The sequence below is a fragment of the Adlercreutzia muris genome, assembly GCF_041223505.1.
In the GTDB taxonomy this organism is placed as follows: Bacteria; Actinomycetota; Coriobacteriia; order Coriobacteriales; family Eggerthellaceae; genus Adlercreutzia; species Adlercreutzia muris.
The window spans coordinates 190671-210117 of sequence record NZ_JBCLQK010000006.1; the positions used below are offsets into that span (position 1 = coordinate 190671).

A 19447-nucleotide genomic window follows, 5' to 3' on the forward strand; every position below is an offset into this window, starting at 1 on the left:
CACAGAAAGGACGCGACCCATGGCCGAACCTGCGGGCTTCTCCCATATCACGGTGAATGCCGACGACGATGACGACGTGGTTATCCAGGCCGGCATCGTCGAGGACGCCACGGGGTTGGCGTGCGAGCCGACCGACGGGCCAAAGCCCCGGCCCGGGACGAGCGCCGGACCTGCGACAGGGCCTGCACCGACCGACGGAGCCTTGACGGATCCCGAGTCGGCCGACGAGCCCGATTCCGATCCGGCCGACGGGGCCCAGCCCGCTCCCGCGGCGCCGGAGCCGGTCCGGCCGGCGGCCGATGACGGCTATCGGGCCACCACCCTGGCCGACATCGAGGGCTCGTCCATGTCGAGGACCCAGAAGACGGTCATCGTCGTGGCGGTGCTCGCCATCGTCGCCTTCGTCCTCTGGTGCAATTTCGCGCGCTAGCGCAACCGCCCCCTTTGAACGCAGCCCCAACGAACGAAGAAGGAAGCGAACATGGTGAAGAACAGCAAGAGCAACCGCCGTCCGGCCCCGGCCGAGGAAGGGGCCATGGGCCTGACCGAGGCTTTCCATCCCGTGGGATCCGACGGCTTCACCACGGCCATGACGCCGGTGGGGAAGGGCGCCGATTCGGCTTCCTCCATCGCTTCCGAGGAGATAACGGTGGGTCCGGGCGCTACGATGGAGGAGATCGATCTGGCCGACGGCGAGCCGGTGGACGGGGAGGGCCTGTCTGTGGGCGAGGCCTTCGCCGACGAGGGCGCCTTCGAGGACTTCTACGCCGGGCGCCCCGTTCCCCCCGCCGAGGCCGGCCGCCCGGCCAACCTCGGCGTCATCTCTGGCGCTCCCACGCGCCCAGCCTCCAAGGGCGCCTCCCGCGGCCCGCAGTCCGGCCGCTCCCGGGGCGCCAAGGGCGTCGGGCGCCACGCCCGGCCCAGCGAGCAGCTGGACACGGCCGCCTCCAAGGACGATATCCCCGAGTACATGCGCAAGTCCCGCCGCATGCGCCGCATCCTCATCGTGGCCATCATCTTGCTGGCGCTGGTGGTGGCGGGGCTCATCTATTTCGGCGTGCAGCTGTTCAAGGAGGGGAACTCCCTCGGTATCCAGCAGGCCCTCAGCACCGAGCAGCAGACTGCCGAGATCAAGCCCGACGAGGCCCAGGACGCCTCCACCTCCACGGCGAAGGTCACCACAGTGCCCGATCTGGTGAGCCTGTTGGGGCTTACCCAGGAGGAGGCCGTGACCGTGCTCCAGCACGGCGCCCAGGTGTCCAGCACCCGGGCGGTGAACGAGGAGGGCAACCCCATCAAGACCGAGGCCCGCGTGGCGCTCACGGCCGAGCCCGCCGACAGCCGCACGGGCACGCCCACGGTGTATCTGGGGCTGGACGAGGCGGGCAAGATCATCCAGGCCGGCTACTCCGCCTCAACCACGGCCCTCGGCTACGGCTCGCTTTCCTTCGCCGATGCGGTGCGCAATGAGGACATCATCCAGAAGACCCTGGCCGAGGCCGGCGTGGCGGTGCCCGAGGGGGCCGTGGAGCTGCCCGAGGATTCCACCGCCTACACCACCGTGGACTCCGACGGCAAGACGGTCACCAAGGAGTACTGCTCCTTCAGCGGCGAGGCCGATGTGGAAGGGGCGTCCCACACCTGGTCGGCGGTGCTGTCCTACGACTATTCCATGGCCAACGCCTCGGGCAATCTCGCCGACACCGTGCGCACCATCTTCATTTACGTGAACGCCTAGGTTCCACTCGCCCTGACGGGACGAACGGGCCGGCCGACGCTGCGGCTCCGACAGGCGCCCGCCCTCGCTATTCAGCGTTTTCCCTCACGGCGCGAAGGCCGCTTGGCCGCGCTTCAAGGCAATGGCGGGCACCTGTCGGACCCTCGCTGGCTTCCTTGGACGAACTTCTGAAAAAAGTCCTTGCCCTGGCAAAAGATAAGAGTTATCATAAACAAGCTGTTAATCAAGCGAGGGCGCAAGCTCTCCACCTGGTTCGGCGCCTTCGGGTTGCTGATGGGTCTTCCGCAGAACGACTTTTGCGAATGGAACCCGCCGCGCTCGATGGAGTCGGCGGGTTTTTATGTGTGAGAACACGAAAGGGAGGTGAGCGCGATAGCTGCTCAAGAGCCGCGGCTCAACGACGAGATCACCACGCGCGAATGCCGTCTGATCGATTTCGATGGGAACCAGATGGGCGTGTACCCCACGGCCCAGGCCCAGCGCATCGCTGACGACATGAATCTCGATCTGGTGGAGATCGCCCCGAACGCCGATCCGCCCGTATGTCGCATCATGGACTACGGGAAGTTCAAGTACGACCAGGCCATCAAGGCCAAGCAGGCGCGTAAGAACCAGAACAAGATCGAGATCAAGGAGATGAAGTTCCGCCCGAAGATCGACGTGGGGGACTACACCACCAAGAAGAAGCACGTGCTGCGCTTCCTCGACGGCGGCAACAAGGTGAAGATCACCATCATGTTCCGCGGCCGCGAGATGGCCCATCCCGAGCAGGGCCTCTCCATTCTGGAGCGTCTGGCCGACGACCTGAAGGACGTGGCGGTCATCGAGAACCAGCCGAAGATGGAGGGCCGCAACATGCACATGCTCATCGCTCCTCTGCCTGCAACGGCCAAGAAGAAAAAGGAAGCTAAGAACGACGAAGGAAAGGACAACTAATGCCTAAGATGAAGACCCATCGCGGTATGGCCAAGCGCGTCCGCGTGACCGGTTCTGGCAAGCTCATGCGTGCCAAGGCCTACAAGAGCCACATTCTCACCAAGAAGAGCCAGAAGCGCAAGCGCAACTTCCGTCACGAGACGGAGATCGCCGAAGCCGATACCAAGGTCGTCAAGCGCCAGCTCGGCCTCCGCTAGTTCTTCCGATTCTTTAGGAGTGATTAAGATATGCCTCGTGTAAAGCGTTCTGTCCATGCCCGCAAGAAGCGTCGTACCGTCCTCGCCCGTGCGAAGGGCTATTATGGTGCGAAGTCCCGTTCCTACCGTGCCGCGAAGGAGCAGGTGCAGCATTCGCTGCAGTACATGTACCGCGACCGCCGCAACAAGAAGCGCGAGATCCGTCGCCTGTGGATCACCCGCATCAACGCCGCGGCCCGCATCAACGGCCTGTCCTACTCGGTGTTCATGAACGGCTTGAAGAAGGCCGGCGTGACCCTGGACCGCAAGGTGCTCGCCGACATGGCCGTCAACGACGCCACCGCCTTCGCCGCCCTGGCCGAGATTGCCAAGAAGGCCGTTGCCTAAGTTGCCTTCCATTGTGTGACGAAAAAGGGACCCGAGAGGGTCCCTTTTTCGCGGGCTGAATCGGTTGGGGGCGGGGCCCTGTCGGCCCAAGGCGCCCTAGGCGCTTCGGGCCACGAGCTTGTACTCGATGCGGGCGAAGGCGTCGTCCAGCTCGTCGAGGGGCTCTGCGGAGGCGCAGGCGTCTTCCAGGCCGGTCTCGCCCATGAGGGTGGCGTGCAGGTAGGCATCCGCCGCCTCCTTCGGGGCAGCCAGGGCCGTGACGGCGGGCTCGATGCCGGCGGCGGCCAGGGCCGCGCGGATGTCCTCATCGAAGGAGCCGGCGATCAGCACGTCGGTATCGATCTGGCAGAGCGTCTCGACGCTCTCGAAGATGGTGATGCCCATGTTGGGCACATTGCAGCATCCCGAGATGATGCCGTGGTTCACCGCGTAGCAGGTAAAGCTCGCACAGCCGCTCGCCTGGGCGGCCACATTCAGACCATCGCATGCAACAGCGATTCTCATCCAATATTCCCTTCCCCGTTTAACGTCTTTACGATACCTGAAGATCGCCCTGCATCCTGTGGAGTACGGCAAGCGGAGGGAATTGGCCAGACGAGGGAACGGCTCCCTCTCGGGGCGCGGCGGGGAAGGGGCGCGAAAAAAAGGCGGCCCGCAGGCCGCCCCGATGGTGCGCGATGGTGCGCGGTGGTGCGCGATGGCGCGCGATGGCGCGCGAGCACCCTAGCCGCGGCGCGCCCGGCCGCCGGCCTTGCCGCCGCGCCGGGCGGCCGCTGCGGCTCGCTGGGCGCGGCCAGGGCGCAGGTCGGAGCCGCCCTTGCGGGCCGCGGCGCCGCTCTTCCCCGGGGCACCCCCCTTCCCCGAGGCGCCGCCCTTGGCCTTGGCGCTCTTGGGGGCGCTCCCGCTGCGGGGGCGGTTGGCGCTGTTGCCGCGGTTGGCGGCCGGCTTGCGATCGCGGCGGCTGCGAGGCGCCTCCTCCGTCGCGGTCGCGGCCTCCTCCTCGGCGCGGGCCCGGGCACGGGCCTTGCGCTTGTCCTTCTTGGCCTGCTCCCGTGCGGCGGCGGCCAGCTCCGGGTCGTGCTTGGCGTTGGCGCGGGTGGCCCGGGCCGCCGCGGCCTCGGCGGCTTCTTCCAGGTTGAAGCCCGGAACCTCGATCTCGGGGATGGGGCGCTTGATGAGCTTCTCGATGGCTGCTAGCTCCGGCTTGTTCTCGGGGGCCACGAAGGTGACGGCGAAGCCCTCGGCTCCGGCGCGGCCCGTGCGCCCGATGCGGTGCACGTAGTCCTCGGCCTGGACCGGCACGTCGTAGTTCACCACGTAGGCCACCTCGTCCACGTCGATGCCGCGGGCCAGCACGTCGGTGGCCACGAGGATGTCGGTGGCGCCGGAGGCGAAGTTGTCCAGGGCCCGCTTGCGCTGGTTCTGGGAGCGGTCCGAGTGGATGGCCTCGGCGCGGTAGCCGGCCCGCTTCAGCTTGCGGCAGGCCGCATCGGCCCGATGGCGCGTGCGGGCGAATACGATGACGCGCTCGGCGCCGCGCTCTTGCAAGAGGGCCGCCAGCAGATCGGGTTTCAGGGTATGGGGCACGCGGGCGATGTACTGCTCCACGGTATCGGCGGTCTCGCCCTTGGCGGCGATCTGCACGATGGCCGGGTCGTTCAGCATGGCGTCGACCTGGGAGAGGACCCCCTTGTCGATGGTGGCCGAGAACAACAGCGTCTGGCGGCTGGACGGCGTGGCCTCCACGATGCGGCGCACCGAGGGCAGAAAGCCCATGTCCAGCATGCGGTCGGCCTCGTCCAGCACGAGGATCTGCACCTGGGAGAGGTCCACGGCCTTCTGGTTCATGAGATCGATGAGGCGCCCCGGCGTGGCGATGAGCACGTCAACCCCGCGGGCGAGGCGGTTGATCTGGGGCTCGATCTTCACGCCGCCCACGACGTTGGCCACCCGCAGGCCGCGGGCCTTCGCGATGGTGCCGCAGACCTCCTGGATCTGCATGGCCAGCTCGCGGGTGGGGGTGATGACGAGCATAGTGGGCGCTTTCTTGCGGTCGGAGCGCTCGAGACGGTCCAGGGAGGGCAGGGAGAAGGCGGCGGTCTTGCCGGTGCCGGTCTTGGCGGCGGCGATCATATCGCGGCCCTCCAGGGCGAGCGGGATGGATTGGGCCTGCACGGGGGTGGGCTCGGTGTAGCCGAGCGCCTCCACAGCGGCCAGGACGGAATCGGACAGGCCGAGATCGGCAAAGGTGGTCATGGGGTTCCTTTCAAGGGCTTAGTATCGGCAGCGCGGCTCTTCCGCGCAGACGCTCAGAGGGTCGGGACGGCGGGGCTAGCGGGTGTGGGCCGGCTTGCGGCCCCAGTAGAAGTGGGCGAAGTGGCGGCTCCGAAGCTTTCCGTCCCGGGGCGGCTCCTTCGCGATGAGGTCGAAGGTGGCCGCCGCGATGGCATCGGCGGCGTGGGGCCGGCGCAAAAGCGACGCGTTGATGAGCATGGCGTCGGCCGAGGCCGGGTGCTCGCTGATGTGGCGCAGGGTATCCAAAAGCTCGCGGGGCGTGGTGGCGGCCATGGCGGCGCCGGCGGCGGTGAGCATGCGCACGTTCGCCTTCTCCTGGCCGTAGGCCCGCCCGAGCAGGATCATGGGGGCCCGGGCGCACAGGCACTCGGTCACCGTGAGGCCGCCGGGCTTGCAGATGACCACGTCGGCGGCTTCCATGAGCTCGGCCATGCGGGTGACGTAGCCGAGCACCCGGGCGTTGTCCAGGCCGAAGTCGGCCACCTCCCGGCGCACCCGCCGCTCGTACTCCTCGTCGGCGCCGGCCACGATGACCAGCTCCATATTGGGGAGCCGGTGCATGAAGGGGAGCAGCTCGTCGAGGGCCTCGCGGAAGTGCACGTAGGGCCGCGGCAGCTTCGCTCCGGCCAGAGCCAGCACCACGATTTTATCCGCGGGCAGGCCGAAGCTCTCCCGGGCGGCGGTTTTGTCGTAGTCGCGGGAGAAGGCGGGGCTGGCGGGGATGCCGGTGATGAGGATGCGGTCCTCGGGCACTCGGCGCGGCCGCAGGGTCTCGGCCATGGCCTCGTTGGCCACGCAGAACAGGTCGGTGTGCAGGTGGGGCCACAGCCCCTCGGCCTCGTAGTCGGTGGGCACGCACAGAATGGGGAAGGACTGCCCCGTGAGCATGCGGGCGCTCACGGCCACGTTGGCCGCCGTGATATGGGTGGCCACTATGGCCGCCGGGCGTACCTGGCGCGCGAATTCCACGAAGCGGGGGTACATGAGGTGGGCCCAGATGGTGCCGCCGCCCCACAGAAGGCGCCCTGTGAGCACGTAGCGCCAGGTAATGTCGTAGAAGGGGCGCGTCCATCCCGTGAACATGGAGGCCGTGGCATCGCCGTCGAAGACGATGCGGCCGAAGTCCAGTATGTCGAGCACCTCCACCCGGGCTCGGGCCGCCAGGGCGGGGTCGAGGCCTGCGGGCAGGGCGGGGTCAGCCGCGCCGGCGCGGGCGCGCTCGCCGGCGTTCTGAATGGCCTCGGCGATGGCGTAGGCGGCGCTGCGGTGGCCGCTGCCCACCGAGGCGTGGACGACGAGGATGACCGGGTCCCCCTCGTCGGTGGCGCGGGCGAGCGTGGTCTGGGTGGCGGTGATGGCATCGGGGGAGGCAAGCTCGCCGCAGGCCGCCTCGGACGATTCGATGGCGGAGGGGGCGGCCTGCCCCGTCGGCGACGAGGGGGCGAGGGCGCCGGGCTCCATTGATGCGGGCAGCTCGATCGCGCCCGCTGGTTTCGTATCAGATATGTTCATGGGAACATCATAGCGTATTTGCCCGAGCACGCCCCGGACTTGACGCATTACCCGCAAATGGCAACCCGCCGCCCTCGCCGCGAGGGGAGGGCGGCGGGGGCGGCGCGGAAGGGCTTGCAGCGAAACGGGGAGCCCGAGTGAGCTGAACCCCCGATTGTGGGGCCGGAAACAAAAGCTTCCGGCCCCACTTGCCTCAGAGGGTGGTGCCATGAAGCACGGAACGGGCACAGGGGCGAGGGCGCCGCGCGGCCGGTTCAGGAGTGCGCGGGCGCCTATCGGGTCCGCCTCATTCGGCGCCGACTGGAGAGCAGTCCCGCGCCGGCGGCCAAGGCGGCGGCCAGGGGCAGCAGCGCGGCTGCGGCCAGGGCGTCGCCGGTCTGGGCGAGCTTGTGGCGGATGGTGGCTCCCTCCTTGCGGTCGGCATCGCCGGGCGTCTCCTCGGGCAGCACGCCGCCCGCGGCGGAGACACCGGGCGGGTAGACGGGATCGGTGACCACCTTCTGGCGGCTCTTCTCCCAGGCATCCCAGCCCTCGCCCGGGGTGAAGGGGTCGCCCGGCGCGGGATGCTCGTCGGCGGGGTCCCACTCGGAGGGCAACGTGCCGTAGCCGATGGCCACGTTGCCGATGTCAGCGTCCAGGGCCTCCGCGGTCACGAGCCCGTCGAAGGTGAGGACGATCTCCTGGCCGCCGTAGAGCTGGCCGCAGGCGACCGCGAGGATGCGGCTTGCCGGGTCGTAGGTCCTGTCGTCCACGGCTACCGTGCTCCCGTCGGGAAGGGTGAGGCGGATGGTCTCGCTCACAGGCTCGATGCCGACGGGCACGTCGTCGCGGATGACGGCATCCATCCAACCGGTGGCCGGCCCGTTGTTGCGCAGGGTTATGCGGTAGCGCACCACGTCGCCCACGCGGGTGGTGCCGTCTTCGCGGACGAGGCTCTCGGCGCTCTTGGCGATGGTCACGTCGCCGTCCTCCGGGTCGTTGGGGATGATGGTCGGCGGCTCGGCCGGAGGGGTCGTGGCCGCCGGCGCGTCCGTCGGGGGCGTTGCGGGTCGGCCGGCATCGGGGCTTTCGGGCCGCGCGTCGGGGTCCTTGGAGGGAACCGTGCCGTGGGCCTCGGCGATGTTGGCCCCGTCGGTTCCCAGGGCCGCCTCGCCGACGACGGCCTCGAAGGTGAGCACGACGGAGTGGCCGCCCCACAGATCGCCACAGGTGACGGCGATGGTGCGCGTTTCCCCATCATAGGCCGCGTCGTTTACCGCGATGGCCTCGCCTCCGTCCACTGCCAGGGCGAAGGTGCCGGCCGCGGGCTCGATGCCGGCGGGCAGGGGATCGGAGACGACGGCGCCCATGAGACAGCTGTCGCCCATGCCCGTGTTGCTCAGCTCTATGGTGTAGCGCAGTCGGTCGCCCAGGTGGGTGACGGAAGCGTCGGGGGCCGTGAGGTTCTCGACGGCCTTGGTCATCTCGATGACCGGATCGGCGGGGGCGACGGTGGCGCCGCCGGACGGCGCGGCCGGGTCGGTGGGGGCCGGCGCTACCGGGCCCGTATCGGGGCCGTCAGGGTTGTCGGGATTCGGGCGCTTGCCCTCGGCCGAGGCGATGTTCTCCAGGTCGAGCACCAACGGGTCGGAGAAGTCGAGGCCGGCCCTCACGGTGCACTCGAAGGTGGCCGTGGCCGTGGACCCGCCGGCCACATCGCCCGTGGGAACGGTCAGGGTCGTGCGCCCGCCCGCGTCGGGGGCCGAGAGTGCGAACGAGCCCACATCGGCCGCCCCCACGGAATCGGCCCGGGAGAGCTCCTTGGCGGCGATGCCGCCGCGCGGGTTGTCGAGGCGCACGGTGCTCTCGTTGAGCGTGAGGCTCAGCGGCAGGGGGTCGGTCACGATTACCTGGGTCCACAGCGAGCCCGCGGTCGTGTTCGACGCCGTCACGGTGTAGCGGATGCGGTCGCCGGGCTGCGTCGGCCCGTCTGGATGGGTGAGGTTCTCGGCCTTCTTGGCCAGGACGGGAGCGGGGGCTATCTTCGGCTGGGGGCGCACGGTCACGGCGTAATCGAACGTGGTGCCCGTGTAGGCGCCGTTGGGCTCCTGCTTGATGACGAGCTCGGTCTTGCCCACGCCCTCGGGGTCCACGCGCACGGTGATCTTGCCGTTCTCGTCGCGCACGGGATTCCCCTCGTCGTCGGTTACCACCTCAGCCTTCACGACGGTACCGTCGGCGGTGGTCACGGTGATTGCGCCCGACGACGGCGTGTCGAGCTTCAGCTCGATGCGGCCGGGGTTCGTCCCGTCGGCAGCGGGCTTTTGGTAGACCAGCTCCAGGGTGCCCTGGTAGGTCTTGTCGCTGTACTTGCTGGCGGGATCGTCGCTGGCGGGGTGGTCGTAGTCGGTCTCCAGGGTGGGCGCATCGGCCGGATCGAGGCCGGGAGTCGCGGGCAGCTCCACTTTCGGATTCGGATCGATGGGCTCGATGGCCACCTCGGCTCGAGGCACCGAGGGGTCTTTCGTGGGGTCTTGGCTCGCCAGGTAGTTCGCCGGCTGGCCCGCTTCACGCTGCGCCTCGGAGGGCGGCAGGAACTGGAGGGAGATCTCGTGACGCCCCTCCTTGCCCTGGGTGGGCACGAGGAAGTCGGAGGTGGCCGCGGCCCGGGCTAGGGAGAAGCGCGTCGCAGATCCTCCTTTGCCGTTGGGCTCCACGGTGGCGTTCACGCGGGGGTCGTCGGCGGGAATTTCCTTACCGTTCTCGTCGATGTCTCCGGGGAATATAAGGTCGATGGGGCTGCCGACCGCCTTGCCGTCCACGTAGAGTTGCACGCGTCCCCGGGCGGCTTGGCAGGTGTCTCGGGTTTTCTCGCTGCCGGGCTCACCGTCCACGGTATCCGCCCTGTCGATGACGGCGCTCACGCGGAGCACCTGGTCGGAGGGATGGGCAACGTCGCCGGGCCGCTGGCTCGCATCCGTCTCATCTTCCCATTCGGCTTCGATGTCACGCACTCGGGACGCGATGGGCATGATCTTGCCCCACATGAAGGCGCGGTGCCCCCAGTAGCTCTTGGCGAACTCCTGAATCTCGGGGTCGGTGCTGTTCTCGTCGGCGTACTGCTTCGAGACCATGGTGAGCTTCACGGCGCCGGCGTTGGAGGGCATGACGGTGACGGTGTTGCCCGCGGCGTCCTTAGCCGTATCGCTCGTTTCCGGCCCCGTCGGCGTGGGGTCGGCTCCGCCGTCAGGGGTCTTGTCGTAGGGCTGGTAATAGTACTGGATCAACTGGCGACCCCCGTCATCGGTCACTTTATCGAGCCGCTTGTCATCGGGCGGGGGCGTTGTGATGGCATGGCCCGGCGCGGAGAGGTCGTAGGCGGGAAGTGGCGTGCCATCGTAGTACTTTGTGAGGGATTGCAGATACGCCGGGTCAGCGATCTCGAAGTTCAAATAGCGCTTGAGCAGGTCTCCCTCCTGATCGGGCTCGCGGAAGAGGGGAAGCACCTCGCGGATATTGCCGTTGTCGTCCTTGTACTTCAAGGTGACGGAGATGGTCTTCTCGGCAGCGCTCTCGGGAAGCCAGAGATAGAGCTTGCCTTTGTCGAACTGGGCTGGGGCGCCATAGGGGTACGTCTCGCCGCCGACCGAGAACTCCCAGCTCTCGATGAGGCTGTCGAGGTTCTCGGGGTCGATGCCCTCGGCAACGTTGTTCTTCCTCAGCTCCTCCGACAGGTCGATGGTGACCATGAACACTTTATTGGCATCGTCGCTGTAATCGGTGTTTCCCCAGGCGGTATCGCCGATGCCGATGAAGTTCTTTTGGCCGGATACGTAGACCGATCCGCCCTCGATCACCACGTAGCCGTCGTGGCCGCCCAAATCAGGCAGGAGGATGCCGTCCGAAGCAAGGCCGGCACCCTTGGGAAGGAGGGTGCCTCCGGTTATTCTAATGGTGCAGCCCTTCATTGAGGGGCGGGTGGAGCAGCCTCCGCCGAAGCCTGCGCCGTGCTCGCTGCCCCCTTTCGAGATGAGGTATCCGCCGTTGATGAGGATGTTGCCGCCAACGGGTGTCTGGTTGTTGGTGTCGGGCGCCATATCATAGATGTGGTCGGCTGGTAGGGCGGGGGAGCCGCTATAGGCTCCGTTCCATCCTCCGGCTCCAACGCCGGCCCCGTGAATTCCGCCTTGGATATTGTAGGTGCCTGAGTTGAACGTTATAAGCGTGGCGGTGCCGCTTCCCCTGCCGCCGCCACCGATGCCGGCGCTGGAGTAGCATGCTCCGTTTTGAACGACGATGACGCCGCCGTTGAAGGTCATGGTGCCACCCGCTTCGCGCGCGCCGCCGCCTATGCCGGCTCCGTGTTGGCCGCCGGTGACGGTGAGGGAGCCTGGATCGCCGCTGTCAAGCGCGGAAAGTCCTGCCCCTTTCCCTATGACGCGCCCGCAGGCGAGGGTCACATCTCGTCCGATGAGGCCCTTCTCGGGCACGACTTCGTTTCCGTTAGTATCGATATTGCGCACGCCGTCGTCGATGGTAAGGACGGAGCCGTCGCCGCAGCGGAGGGCCGCGTGCTCTCCGCTGCTGGTGACAAGGCGGTTCTCGCTGCCGTCGGCCAAGGTGAGATGGAGTGAGGTGCGCTTCTCGGGCAGGATCTGATTGCCTTCGGTGGCGGCACTGCCGTCGGCGGTGGCCTGCTTGTTGGTAGTCAGATTGAGGGGGATCCAGGCACTGGAGATGTTTACGCCACTGAAGGTGAGGTCGGCGTGCACTCCGGCGTCAATCTCGATGGTGGTGGTGGACACCGTTTTACCGGGGGCGTTTTGCACCGTCATCGGCTTTGCGCTCATGATATGGAGCACCGTGTCGTCGAGGCGCCAGTCGGTGCCGGCGGTGCCGCCGCTTATCCGGAGATCGCCGGCTTCGGCGGACTGTGCCGTCGGGTGATCGTCGGTGAGGTTGTCGGTGGAGGGGGAGTCCTGCTCGCTCGTTTTGCCTGCGGGGACGTCTGTGAGGGTGCGTGTTGCGGCGGTGAGAAGTGCCACAGCTGAGGACGGTGGCACCATCTCGGCGGATTCGCCTTTCCCGTCGTGGGGTGTAGCGGGGTCGTCGAGGGTCGCCTCCGTGGCGGCAGCGTCGCCTACCGGTTCAGAAAACTCGATGGGGGGGGGTCTCTGTGCTTGGGTCCTCCGGGCTGGCGAGCGCTGCCGCGGGCATCATCCCGCAGGCCAGTGCCGCGGCCAGACCGAGACGCAGAAGCGAACCCCTTCGCTTCGTTGGCATGGCTTCTCCTTCTCTCGTTAATGGCAAGCCAACGCCGAATATATCCCTTTTCCCGCGATTCCGCAACCGCCACCCTGCTGCTCGGCATGTGAATCGGGGCTGGGCTCGTGTCTGCGCGACGGGTTGGGCGGTGACCGCCCGGGGCAACCATCCAAGGTAACGGGGGTTCCGCAAAGATTTTGAACCCGTGGCCCTCCCGGGCGATTTGCGATACGATTATCCGACCGATCAGCGAACTCCCGAGGAGCCAGAGTTTATGACCGACATCGCTACGACATCGAATCCCGCGGCCACGGCCGAGGCCGTGGCCGCCGTACGGCGCGGGGAGGGCGTGGCCGTGCTCGTTCCCTGCTACAACGAGGCCGTCACCATCGCCAAGGTGGTGGACGATTTCCGGGCCGTCTTGCCCCGGGCCACGGTGTACGTCTACGACAACAACTCCACCGACGGCACCGCCGAGATCGCCGCGGCCCACGGCGCGGTGGTGCGCCGCGAGAGCCGCCAGGGCAAGGGCAACGTAGTGCGCTCCATGTTCCGCGACATCGACGCAGACTACTACCTTATGGTGGACGGCGATGACACCTACCCGGCCGAGGCGGCCGGCGACCTTCTGGCCCCCATCGCCGCCGACGAGGCGGATATGACCGTGGGCGATCGCATCTCCAACGGCTCTTACGGCGCCGAGAACGAGCGGCCCTTCCACGGCTTCGGCAACAACCTCGTGCGCCGGCTCATCCGCCTCATCTACGGCTATGCCTTCGAGGACGTCATGACCGGCTACCGCGCCTTCTCCCGAGCCTTCGTGAAGACCATGCCCGTCATGAGCGAGGGCTTCCAGATCGAGACCGAGGTGTCCATCTGGGCCGTGGACCGCCGCTGGCGCGTGGCCGACGTGCCCATCGTCTACCGCGACCGTCCCGAGGGCTCCGAGAGCAAGCTGTCCACCTTCACCGACGGCATGCTCGTCATCGCCGCCATCGCGAGCCTGTTCCGCGACTACCGGCCCATGGCCTTTTTCGGATGGCTGGCCGTGGTGCTCGGCCTGTGCGGCCTGGCCGCCGGCGTGCCGGTGATCGGGGAGTACCTGGACTCCGGCTACGTGTCGCGCCTGCCCTCGGCGGTGCTGGCCGTGGCCTTCATGCTCACGGCGGCCCTCTCGCTCACGGCCGGTCTCATCCTGGACACGGTGGCGAAGTCCCATCGCCGCCAGTGGGAGATGAGCGTCTACCGGGTCATGGAGGCCGATCGGTGGCGCTAGGGCCCGCTGCGGGAAATTCTCGGCGAGGGCCTTGCAATGGGCGGCCTTCTCTGCCATACTGTTCAAGCTATTTTGCACGTCCCCATAGTCTAGAGGTCAGGACGCGGCCCTTTCAAGGCTGAGACACGGGTTCGATTCCCGTTGGGGGCACCATGAATGAGCAGGGAGAACTTCGGTTCTCCCTTTTTTGTCGGATTGCCGGCACCTCAAGCGGGGGCCGTCGGCACCGGGGGCCCGGGCGATCGGGCACGGCTCTGCGCAGCGGAAGGGATCATGGGAAAGCTCGTCCAGCAGTTCATGAAGTTCGGCGTCGTGGGCGCGGCGGCCTTCGTCATCGACTACGGCCTCATGGTGGCCCTCACCGAGCTTGCCGGCGTGGAGTACCTGCTGTCGGCCACCATCTCGTTCACCGCGTCAGTGGTGTTCAACTACCTGGCCTCCATGCGCTACGTGTTTACCCACAAAGAGGGGCTCTCCCGTCGTCGGGAGTTCGTCATCTTCGTCGTGCTGTCGGTCATCGGCCTTGCCATCAACGACGCCCTCATGTTCCTCGGCACGTCGTTTTTGGGCATCAGCTATCTCATCACCAAGATCGCGGCCACGGCTGTGGTGATGGTCTACAACTTCGTCACGCGCAAGAAATTCCTCGACGCCGGCGACACGGCGGCCATTGAGCCGCTGGAGCTTCTGTGAGCCCGGCGCGGAACCGAGGGGAGTGAGGCCGATGGCTATCGGACAGATCGCGCTCATTGCCAACCCGGCGGCCCAGAACGGCCGCGGCTCCTGGGCCGCCGTGGAGGCAGCCAGCCACCTGCGGGCCCGGGTGGGCGCCGACGGCTTCCGCCTTCTGCTCACCGAGCGGCCCGGCCACGCCACGGCCCTGGCGGCGGGGCTGGGGGAGGAGGTGGCCGCCGTCATCGCCCTGGGCGGCGACGGCATCGTGAACGAGGTGGCCTCCGGGCTCATGGAGCGCCCTGCGGCGGCCCGGCCGGCCCTCGGGGTCATCCCGGCCGGCTCCGGCAACGACTACGCGGCCACCCTCGGCATGGCCTCTTCCATTCCGCGGGCCATCGACCAGATCCTCGCCTTCCGCACCGGCCCCGCCGACATCGGGCGCGTGAACGGCCGCTACTTCGTGGAAACGCTCTCCTTCGGCCTGGATGCGGCCATTGCCCTGGATACCATGGAGCGGCGGGTGCGCACGGGCCGGGCCGGCACGCGGCTGTATCTGGAAAGCGCCGTGGACCAGCTGTTCCATCACCTCGAGACCTACGACTTCGCGCTGAACGTCCCGCGGGCGGCGCCGGGGCTCGCCCCCATCCACCTGAAGGGCAGCTGCTACCTGTTCGCCGTGCAGGTGGGGCCCACCTACGGCGGCCACTTCCGCATCACGCCCGAGGCGGCCCTCGATGACGGCCTGCTCGACCTGTGCTGGGCCGTGCCGAAGCTGGCGCCGGGGCGCGCTCTGGCCGTGCTGCTGGCCGCCCGCTTCGGGCGCCACACTGGGAACAGCCACATCCACTTCGAGCGCGCCGAGGCGCTGGAGCTGTCCTTCGACCGCGAGCCGCCCGCTCAGATCGACGGCGAGAAGATCGAGGGCGACCGCTTCGCCATCGATTGCATCCCGGGCGCCCTCACGGTGATCTTCGGCTAGGGGCCGCGGCCGCCGGGCGGGGCCGTCCGTGGGGGATTTTGGAGTTTTGCGGCGCGGGCGCGACTTTTGCACTATAATAGCCTGCGCCCCGATGCGGGGCACCCCTATGCGCCCTCGTAGCTCAGGGGATAGAGCACTTGCCTCCGGAGCAAGGTGCCGCAGGTTCGAATCCTGTCGAGGGCACCACGATTGACCAGGGCGGGCCAGCAGGTCCGCCCTTTCTCGTTTTCGCCGCTGTGCCGCGCCGCCCCGGCGCCCGACCGAAGGAGCCCCTATGACCGAGACCGTTTCCATCGACCGCATGAGCTACGGATCGGCCGCCGTGGGGCGCCTGGCCGACGGCAAGACCGTCTTCGTGGAGGGGGCCGTCCCGGGGGATGTGGCCGAGGTGGAGGTGGTGGAGGCCAAGCCCCGCTTCGCCCGGGCCACCGTGGCGCGGCTCATGGAGAGCTCTCCCGACCGCGTGGCGCCCCCCTGCGCGGCTGGCTGTGGGGGCTGTTCCTGGGCCCCCATGGCCTATCCGGCCCAGCTGGCGGCCAAACGGGCCAACGTCGTGGACGCCCTCGTGCGCACGGGCCGGGTGGACCCGGTTCGGGCCGAGGAGCTCGTGGCGCCGTGCGTCCCCTCGAAGCGGGAATGGGGCTACCGCAACAAGCTGGAGCTGGCCTGCGGCGCCGACGGCGCCGGCCGCCTCGTGCTCGGCATGCGCCCCGAGGGCAGCGCCGAGGTGGTTCCCCTCGAGGCGTGCCCCTTGGCCAACCGCCTCATCGAGAAGGCCCCGAAGGCCCTGCGGGGCGCCCTGCGGTTCCTCTCGGGCAACGAGGACCTGGGCATCTTCCGCGTGGGGGTGCGCGGCAGCCTGCGCACCAAGGACGTGGAGGTGGCCCTATGGACAGCGCCGGGCCCCTTCCCCCGGGCCGCGGCGGCCAAGACATTGGCCCAGGCCTGCAAGAACACCTCGCTGGTGCGCGTGGTGGCCGAGCCGGGCCGCGCTCGCAAGGTGAAGAAGGTGGAGGCCATCGCGGGCAAGGGCTGCTGGGAAGAGGAGCTGGCCGGTGCGCGCTTCCTCACGAGCGCCCCGTCGTTCTTCCAGGTGAACACCGCCCAGGCCGAGCGGCTTGTGGCCCTCGTGCAGGAGGGCCTGGAGCTGGAAGAGGCCGACTACGTGGCCGATCTCTACGCCGGCGGGGGCACCTTCTCGGTGCCGCTGGCCGCGGCCGGGGCCGATGTGGTGGCTGTGGAGTCGGCCGGCTCCTCAGTGCGCGACCTGCGGCGCAACGCCGAGCGGGCCGGGGTGGACATCGAGGTCATCGGCGGCGACACGGCCCGGGAGCTGCCGGAGCTGGGGGACCTGGACGCCCTCGTGGTGGACCCGCCCCGAGCCGGCCTGGCCGAGGGGGTGGTGGACTCCATCGCCGCGGCGGCCCCGCGCCGGGTGGCCTATGTGAGCTGCGATCCGGCCACCTGGGCCCGGGACGTCGCCCGCTTCGAGGCCGCGGGCTACCGTTTGGCGCGGGCAACGCCCGTCGACCTCTTTCCCCAGACCTACCATGTGGAAGTGGTTAGCATTTTCGAGCGTTCCGACCGCTAACCTGTTAGAATCATTCCCCGTATGTAAAGATACGATCCGCACCGCCCCCGGCCCCCACCCGCGGCGGCGCGCAGCGAGGAAAAGGAGGGCCCATGGCTCTGTACACCCCCGAATACCAGCCCACCGGCGAGGAGATCGCCGTCATCAGCACTTCCAAGGGCACCGTGCGCGTGCAGCTGGCCGGCAACGACGCCCCCATTCACGTGGGCAATTTCGTGGAACTGGCCCAGAAGGGCTTCTACGACGGCCTGAAGTTCCACCGCTACGTGCCCGGCTTCGTGATCCAGGGCGGCTGCCCCAACACCCGCGAGGCCACGCCCGAGCAGGTGGCCGCCGGCCGTGCCGCCGGTTTCGCCCCCTTCGGCACCGGCAACCCCGGCTACTCCATCAAGGAGGAGTACACCACCAATCCCAACAACTCCCATGAGGACGGCGCCCTGGCCATGGCCCGCTCCATGGATCCGAACTCTGCCGGCTCCCAGTTCTACCTGTGCCTGGGTCCCCAGCACAACCTGGATTCCGGCTACACGGTGTTCGGCCAGACCATCGAGGGCAAGGACGTCATCGGGCAGCTCCGTGCCGGCGACGTCATCGAGTCCATCACCATCGAGAACGCCTAAGGGCGCTCCCTCGGCGGCCCCGCGCGGCCGCCCGCGGCCCCGGGGCCTCTACCTGCAAGGAAGACCGAGCGAAGGAAGTCTATGAACAACGAGTTATTCGATCGAGCGAATGAGCGCTACCGCCTGCGGGATTTCCGCGGTGCGCTGATGACGTTCACGGAATGCTTGCAGGACACGAACTACCCCTTGGCCCCCGGCGAGATGGGCCTGCTCTACCACCAGATCGGCAACTGCCTGGTGAAGCTGAAGAACCCGCGGGAGGCCATCCAGGCCTACAGCCAGGCCACGGCCGACCCGGCCTACGGGGCGCTCGGCACCGTGGAGTGTAACCTCGGCATGGCCTACGCCTCCCTGCGCGACTACGACAACGCCATCCGCTATTTCGAGAAGTCGGTCACCGACAACACCAACCCCACGCCCTACAAGTCCTACATGGGCATGGGCAATGCCCTCATGAAGCTCGGCAAGTCCGCCGAGGCCGGCGTGGCCTTCCGCGAGGCGGCCCTCGACGAGGCGAACCCCGATCCGACCAAGGCCCTGCTGAACCTGGGCGTGTGCTTCATGGCCCTGAACCGCCCGGCCGATGCCGTGGCTTCCTACGAGAGCGCCATGCAGTTCGACATGCTGCCGGCAACCCGTAACAAGCTCCAGGCCTCCCTTGGCCAGGCCTACGTGGCCTGCGGCCAGATGGAGAAGGCCGTGCACGCCTTCGAGGAGGCCATCGCCGACAAGACCTACTTCCTGTCCGATTCGGCGAGCGTGGACTACCAGCGGGCCGTGGGCGCCGTGGCCCAGGGCACCTCCGAGCAGAACCAGGCCACCCAGGTGCTCCAGCTGGCCGATATGTCCGGCCTCGACGTGGCCGCCGACGGCTCGAGCGTCTACGATGTGGAGGCCTACGACGAGGCCGCGGCCGAGCCCTTCTACTACGACGAGCCCTACGAGGTGGATCCGGCCAACTTCCCCGGCTACGTGGGCGCCTACGACAACGTGGACAACGACCGCTTCTTCACCGCCACCGACGCGGAACTGGAGCAGTGGTCGCGCGGTTTGGCCAAGCAGGACCGCAAGCGCCGCAACGTCGGCCTGAAGGTGCTGCTGTTCTTCGTGGTCGTCATCGTGCTGGCCGCTGCGGCCGGCGTGTTCGCCTACGTCCAGGGCTACGGCTGGCCGACCCAGGACGAGGTGGTGAAGACGCTGTTCGCCGATCCGGCCGCTGCTCCGGGCACGGTGCTCGCCAGCAGTGTGGAGGAGTCCAAGGTGGCCGCCATGCTGGATCCGGTGGTGACCGACCCGAACGTGACCATCGACGGCATGAACCGCTCCATGAGCGACTCGGTGGTCTATGCCACCGCTGCCACCGGCGAGGGCGGAACGGTCACCTACCAGGTATCGCTCGCCCGCGACGGCATCGGCTGGAAGGTTACCAACATCGAGCTGTACTTCCCGAGTCAGAGCTAGGCCCTGGCCCCCTATGGCATAATCGGCCGCCCTGTGTGCGGGCCGTTTGCATGACCTGAACCCCATTTCGAAAGGATACCCATGGCTATTCAGAAGACCTACTCCATGATCAAGCCCGACGGCGTGCGCAACGGCCACATTGGCGAGATTGTCAACCGCTTCGAGCGTGCCGGCCTTGTCGTCGAGCGCATGGAGCTCGGCATGGTCACCCCCGAGCAGGCCGCTGCCAACTACAAGGAGCACGAGGGCAAGCCCTTCTACGAGGGCCTCATCGCCTACATCACCTCCGGCCCCGTGGTGAAGATGGTCATCTCCGGCGAGGGCGCTGTGGCCAAGTGCCGCTCGCTTATGGGCGCCACCAATCCGGCCGAGGCGGCCCCGGGCACCATCCGCGGCGATTTCGGCCTCATCATGGACGAGAACGTCATCCACGGCTCCGACTCTCCCGAGTCCGCCGAGCGCGAGATCGCGATTTTCTTCGCCTAGGAAAAGCGGTCCTTTGACCTGTTCGCGCCGGAGTGGAAACTCTTCCGGCG

The 19447-nt window shown here is 67.9% G+C and carries 16 protein-coding genes and 2 tRNA genes; 14 read left to right on the top strand and 4 right to left on the bottom strand.

The window, feature by feature from the left end:
- Positions 1 to 19: 19 nt before the first annotated feature.
- The 5 genes from AAK988_RS07440 to rplT all read left to right on the top strand — a co-directional run bounded on the left by AAK988_RS07440 (position 20) and on the right by rplT (position 3258).
- Entirely contained in the window at positions 20 to 430 is a 411-nt protein-coding gene (locus AAK988_RS07440) for an SURF2 Surfeit locus protein 2 (RefSeq protein WP_135971083.1), read from the top strand.
- A 51-nt stretch (positions 431 to 481) separates the two neighbouring features.
- Positions 482 to 1738 (top strand): histone-lysine N-methyltransferase, encoded by a 1257-nt coding sequence (locus tag AAK988_RS07445; protein WP_369880576.1) that lies wholly within the window; start codon positions 482 to 484, stop codon positions 1736 to 1738.
- Positions 1739 to 2101: 363 nt separating this feature from the next.
- A complete protein-coding gene (gene infC / locus AAK988_RS07450; RefSeq protein ID WP_135971085.1) occupies positions 2102 to 2674 on the top strand; it encodes a translation initiation factor IF-3 in 573 nt (190 codons plus the stop codon).
- Positions 2674 to 2871, top strand: a complete 198-nt coding sequence (gene rpmI / locus AAK988_RS07455; RefSeq protein ID WP_135971086.1) for a 50S ribosomal protein L35 — start codon at positions 2674 to 2676, stop codon at positions 2869 to 2871. The genes infC and rpmI overlap by 1 nt, the downstream gene beginning before the upstream one ends.
- A 30-nt stretch (positions 2872 to 2901) precedes the next feature.
- Complete coding sequence (gene rplT / locus AAK988_RS07460; protein ID WP_135971087.1) at positions 2902 to 3258, top strand: 50S ribosomal protein L20; 357 nt, start codon at positions 2902 to 2904, stop codon at positions 3256 to 3258.
- A 96-nt stretch (positions 3259 to 3354) separates the two neighbouring features.
- On the opposite strand, the gene AAK988_RS07465 is transcribed toward rplT, so the two are convergent.
- The 4 genes from AAK988_RS07465 to AAK988_RS07480 form a co-directional block, all read right to left on the bottom strand.
- On the bottom strand, positions 3355 to 3762 hold the full coding sequence (locus tag AAK988_RS07465) for a NifB/NifX family molybdenum-iron cluster-binding protein (RefSeq protein WP_151431926.1): 408 nt from the start codon (positions 3760 to 3762) through the stop codon (positions 3355 to 3357).
- A 219-nt stretch (positions 3763 to 3981) separates the two neighbouring features.
- Positions 3982 to 5514 (bottom strand): DEAD/DEAH box helicase, encoded by a 1533-nt coding sequence (locus AAK988_RS07470; RefSeq protein WP_369872512.1) that lies wholly within the window; start codon positions 5512 to 5514, stop codon positions 3982 to 3984.
- A gap of 75 nt (positions 5515 to 5589) precedes the next feature.
- Positions 5590 to 7065, bottom strand: coding sequence for a glycosyltransferase (locus AAK988_RS07475; protein WP_276519104.1), 1476 nt, complete (start codon positions 7063 to 7065; stop codon positions 5590 to 5592).
- A 272-nt stretch (positions 7066 to 7337) separates the two neighbouring features.
- Positions 7338 to 12089, bottom strand: coding sequence for a hypothetical protein (locus AAK988_RS07480; protein WP_369872511.1), 4752 nt, complete (start codon positions 12087 to 12089; stop codon positions 7338 to 7340).
- A gap of 494 nt (positions 12090 to 12583) precedes the next feature.
- Between AAK988_RS07480 and AAK988_RS07485 the strand changes: the two genes are divergently transcribed.
- From AAK988_RS07485 to ndk, 9 genes are all read left to right on the top strand, one after another.
- Positions 12584 to 13585 carry a glycosyltransferase family 2 protein gene (locus tag AAK988_RS07485; RefSeq protein ID WP_369872510.1) on the top strand — a complete coding sequence of 334 codons (1002 nt, stop codon included), beginning with the start codon at positions 12584 to 12586 and terminating at the stop codon, positions 13583 to 13585.
- Positions 13586 to 13663: 78 nt separating this feature from the next.
- Positions 13664 to 13738 (top strand) — tRNA-Glu (locus tag AAK988_RS07490).
- A gap of 120 nt (positions 13739 to 13858) precedes the next feature.
- Complete coding sequence (locus tag AAK988_RS07495) at positions 13859 to 14278, top strand: GtrA family protein (protein WP_262999073.1); 420 nt, start codon at positions 13859 to 13861, stop codon at positions 14276 to 14278.
- A gap of 31 nt (positions 14279 to 14309) precedes the next feature.
- Complete coding sequence (locus AAK988_RS07500; protein ID WP_369872509.1) at positions 14310 to 15239, top strand: diacylglycerol/lipid kinase family protein; 930 nt, start codon at positions 14310 to 14312, stop codon at positions 15237 to 15239.
- A 110-nt stretch (positions 15240 to 15349) separates the two neighbouring features.
- A tRNA-Arg gene (locus tag AAK988_RS07505) sits at positions 15350 to 15425 on the top strand.
- 88 nt (positions 15426 to 15513) lie between these two features.
- Entirely contained in the window at positions 15514 to 16830 is a 1317-nt protein-coding gene (gene rlmD, locus AAK988_RS07510; protein WP_369880577.1) for a 23S rRNA (uracil(1939)-C(5))-methyltransferase RlmD, read from the top strand.
- Positions 16831 to 16922: 92 nt separating this feature from the next.
- Positions 16923 to 17450: a peptidylprolyl isomerase gene (locus tag AAK988_RS07515; protein ID WP_135970828.1), complete on the top strand. Its 528-nt coding sequence runs from the start codon at positions 16923 to 16925 to the stop codon at positions 17448 to 17450.
- An 81-nt stretch (positions 17451 to 17531) separates the two neighbouring features.
- Positions 17532 to 18911 (top strand): tetratricopeptide repeat protein, encoded by a 1380-nt coding sequence (locus tag AAK988_RS07520; protein ID WP_135970829.1) that lies wholly within the window; start codon positions 17532 to 17534, stop codon positions 18909 to 18911.
- Positions 18912 to 18992: 81 nt separating this feature from the next.
- Positions 18993 to 19397 carry a nucleoside-diphosphate kinase gene (gene ndk / locus AAK988_RS07525; protein WP_135970830.1) on the top strand — a complete coding sequence of 135 codons (405 nt, stop codon included), beginning with the start codon at positions 18993 to 18995 and terminating at the stop codon, positions 19395 to 19397.
- The last annotated feature ends 50 nt before the right edge of the window (positions 19398 to 19447 follow it).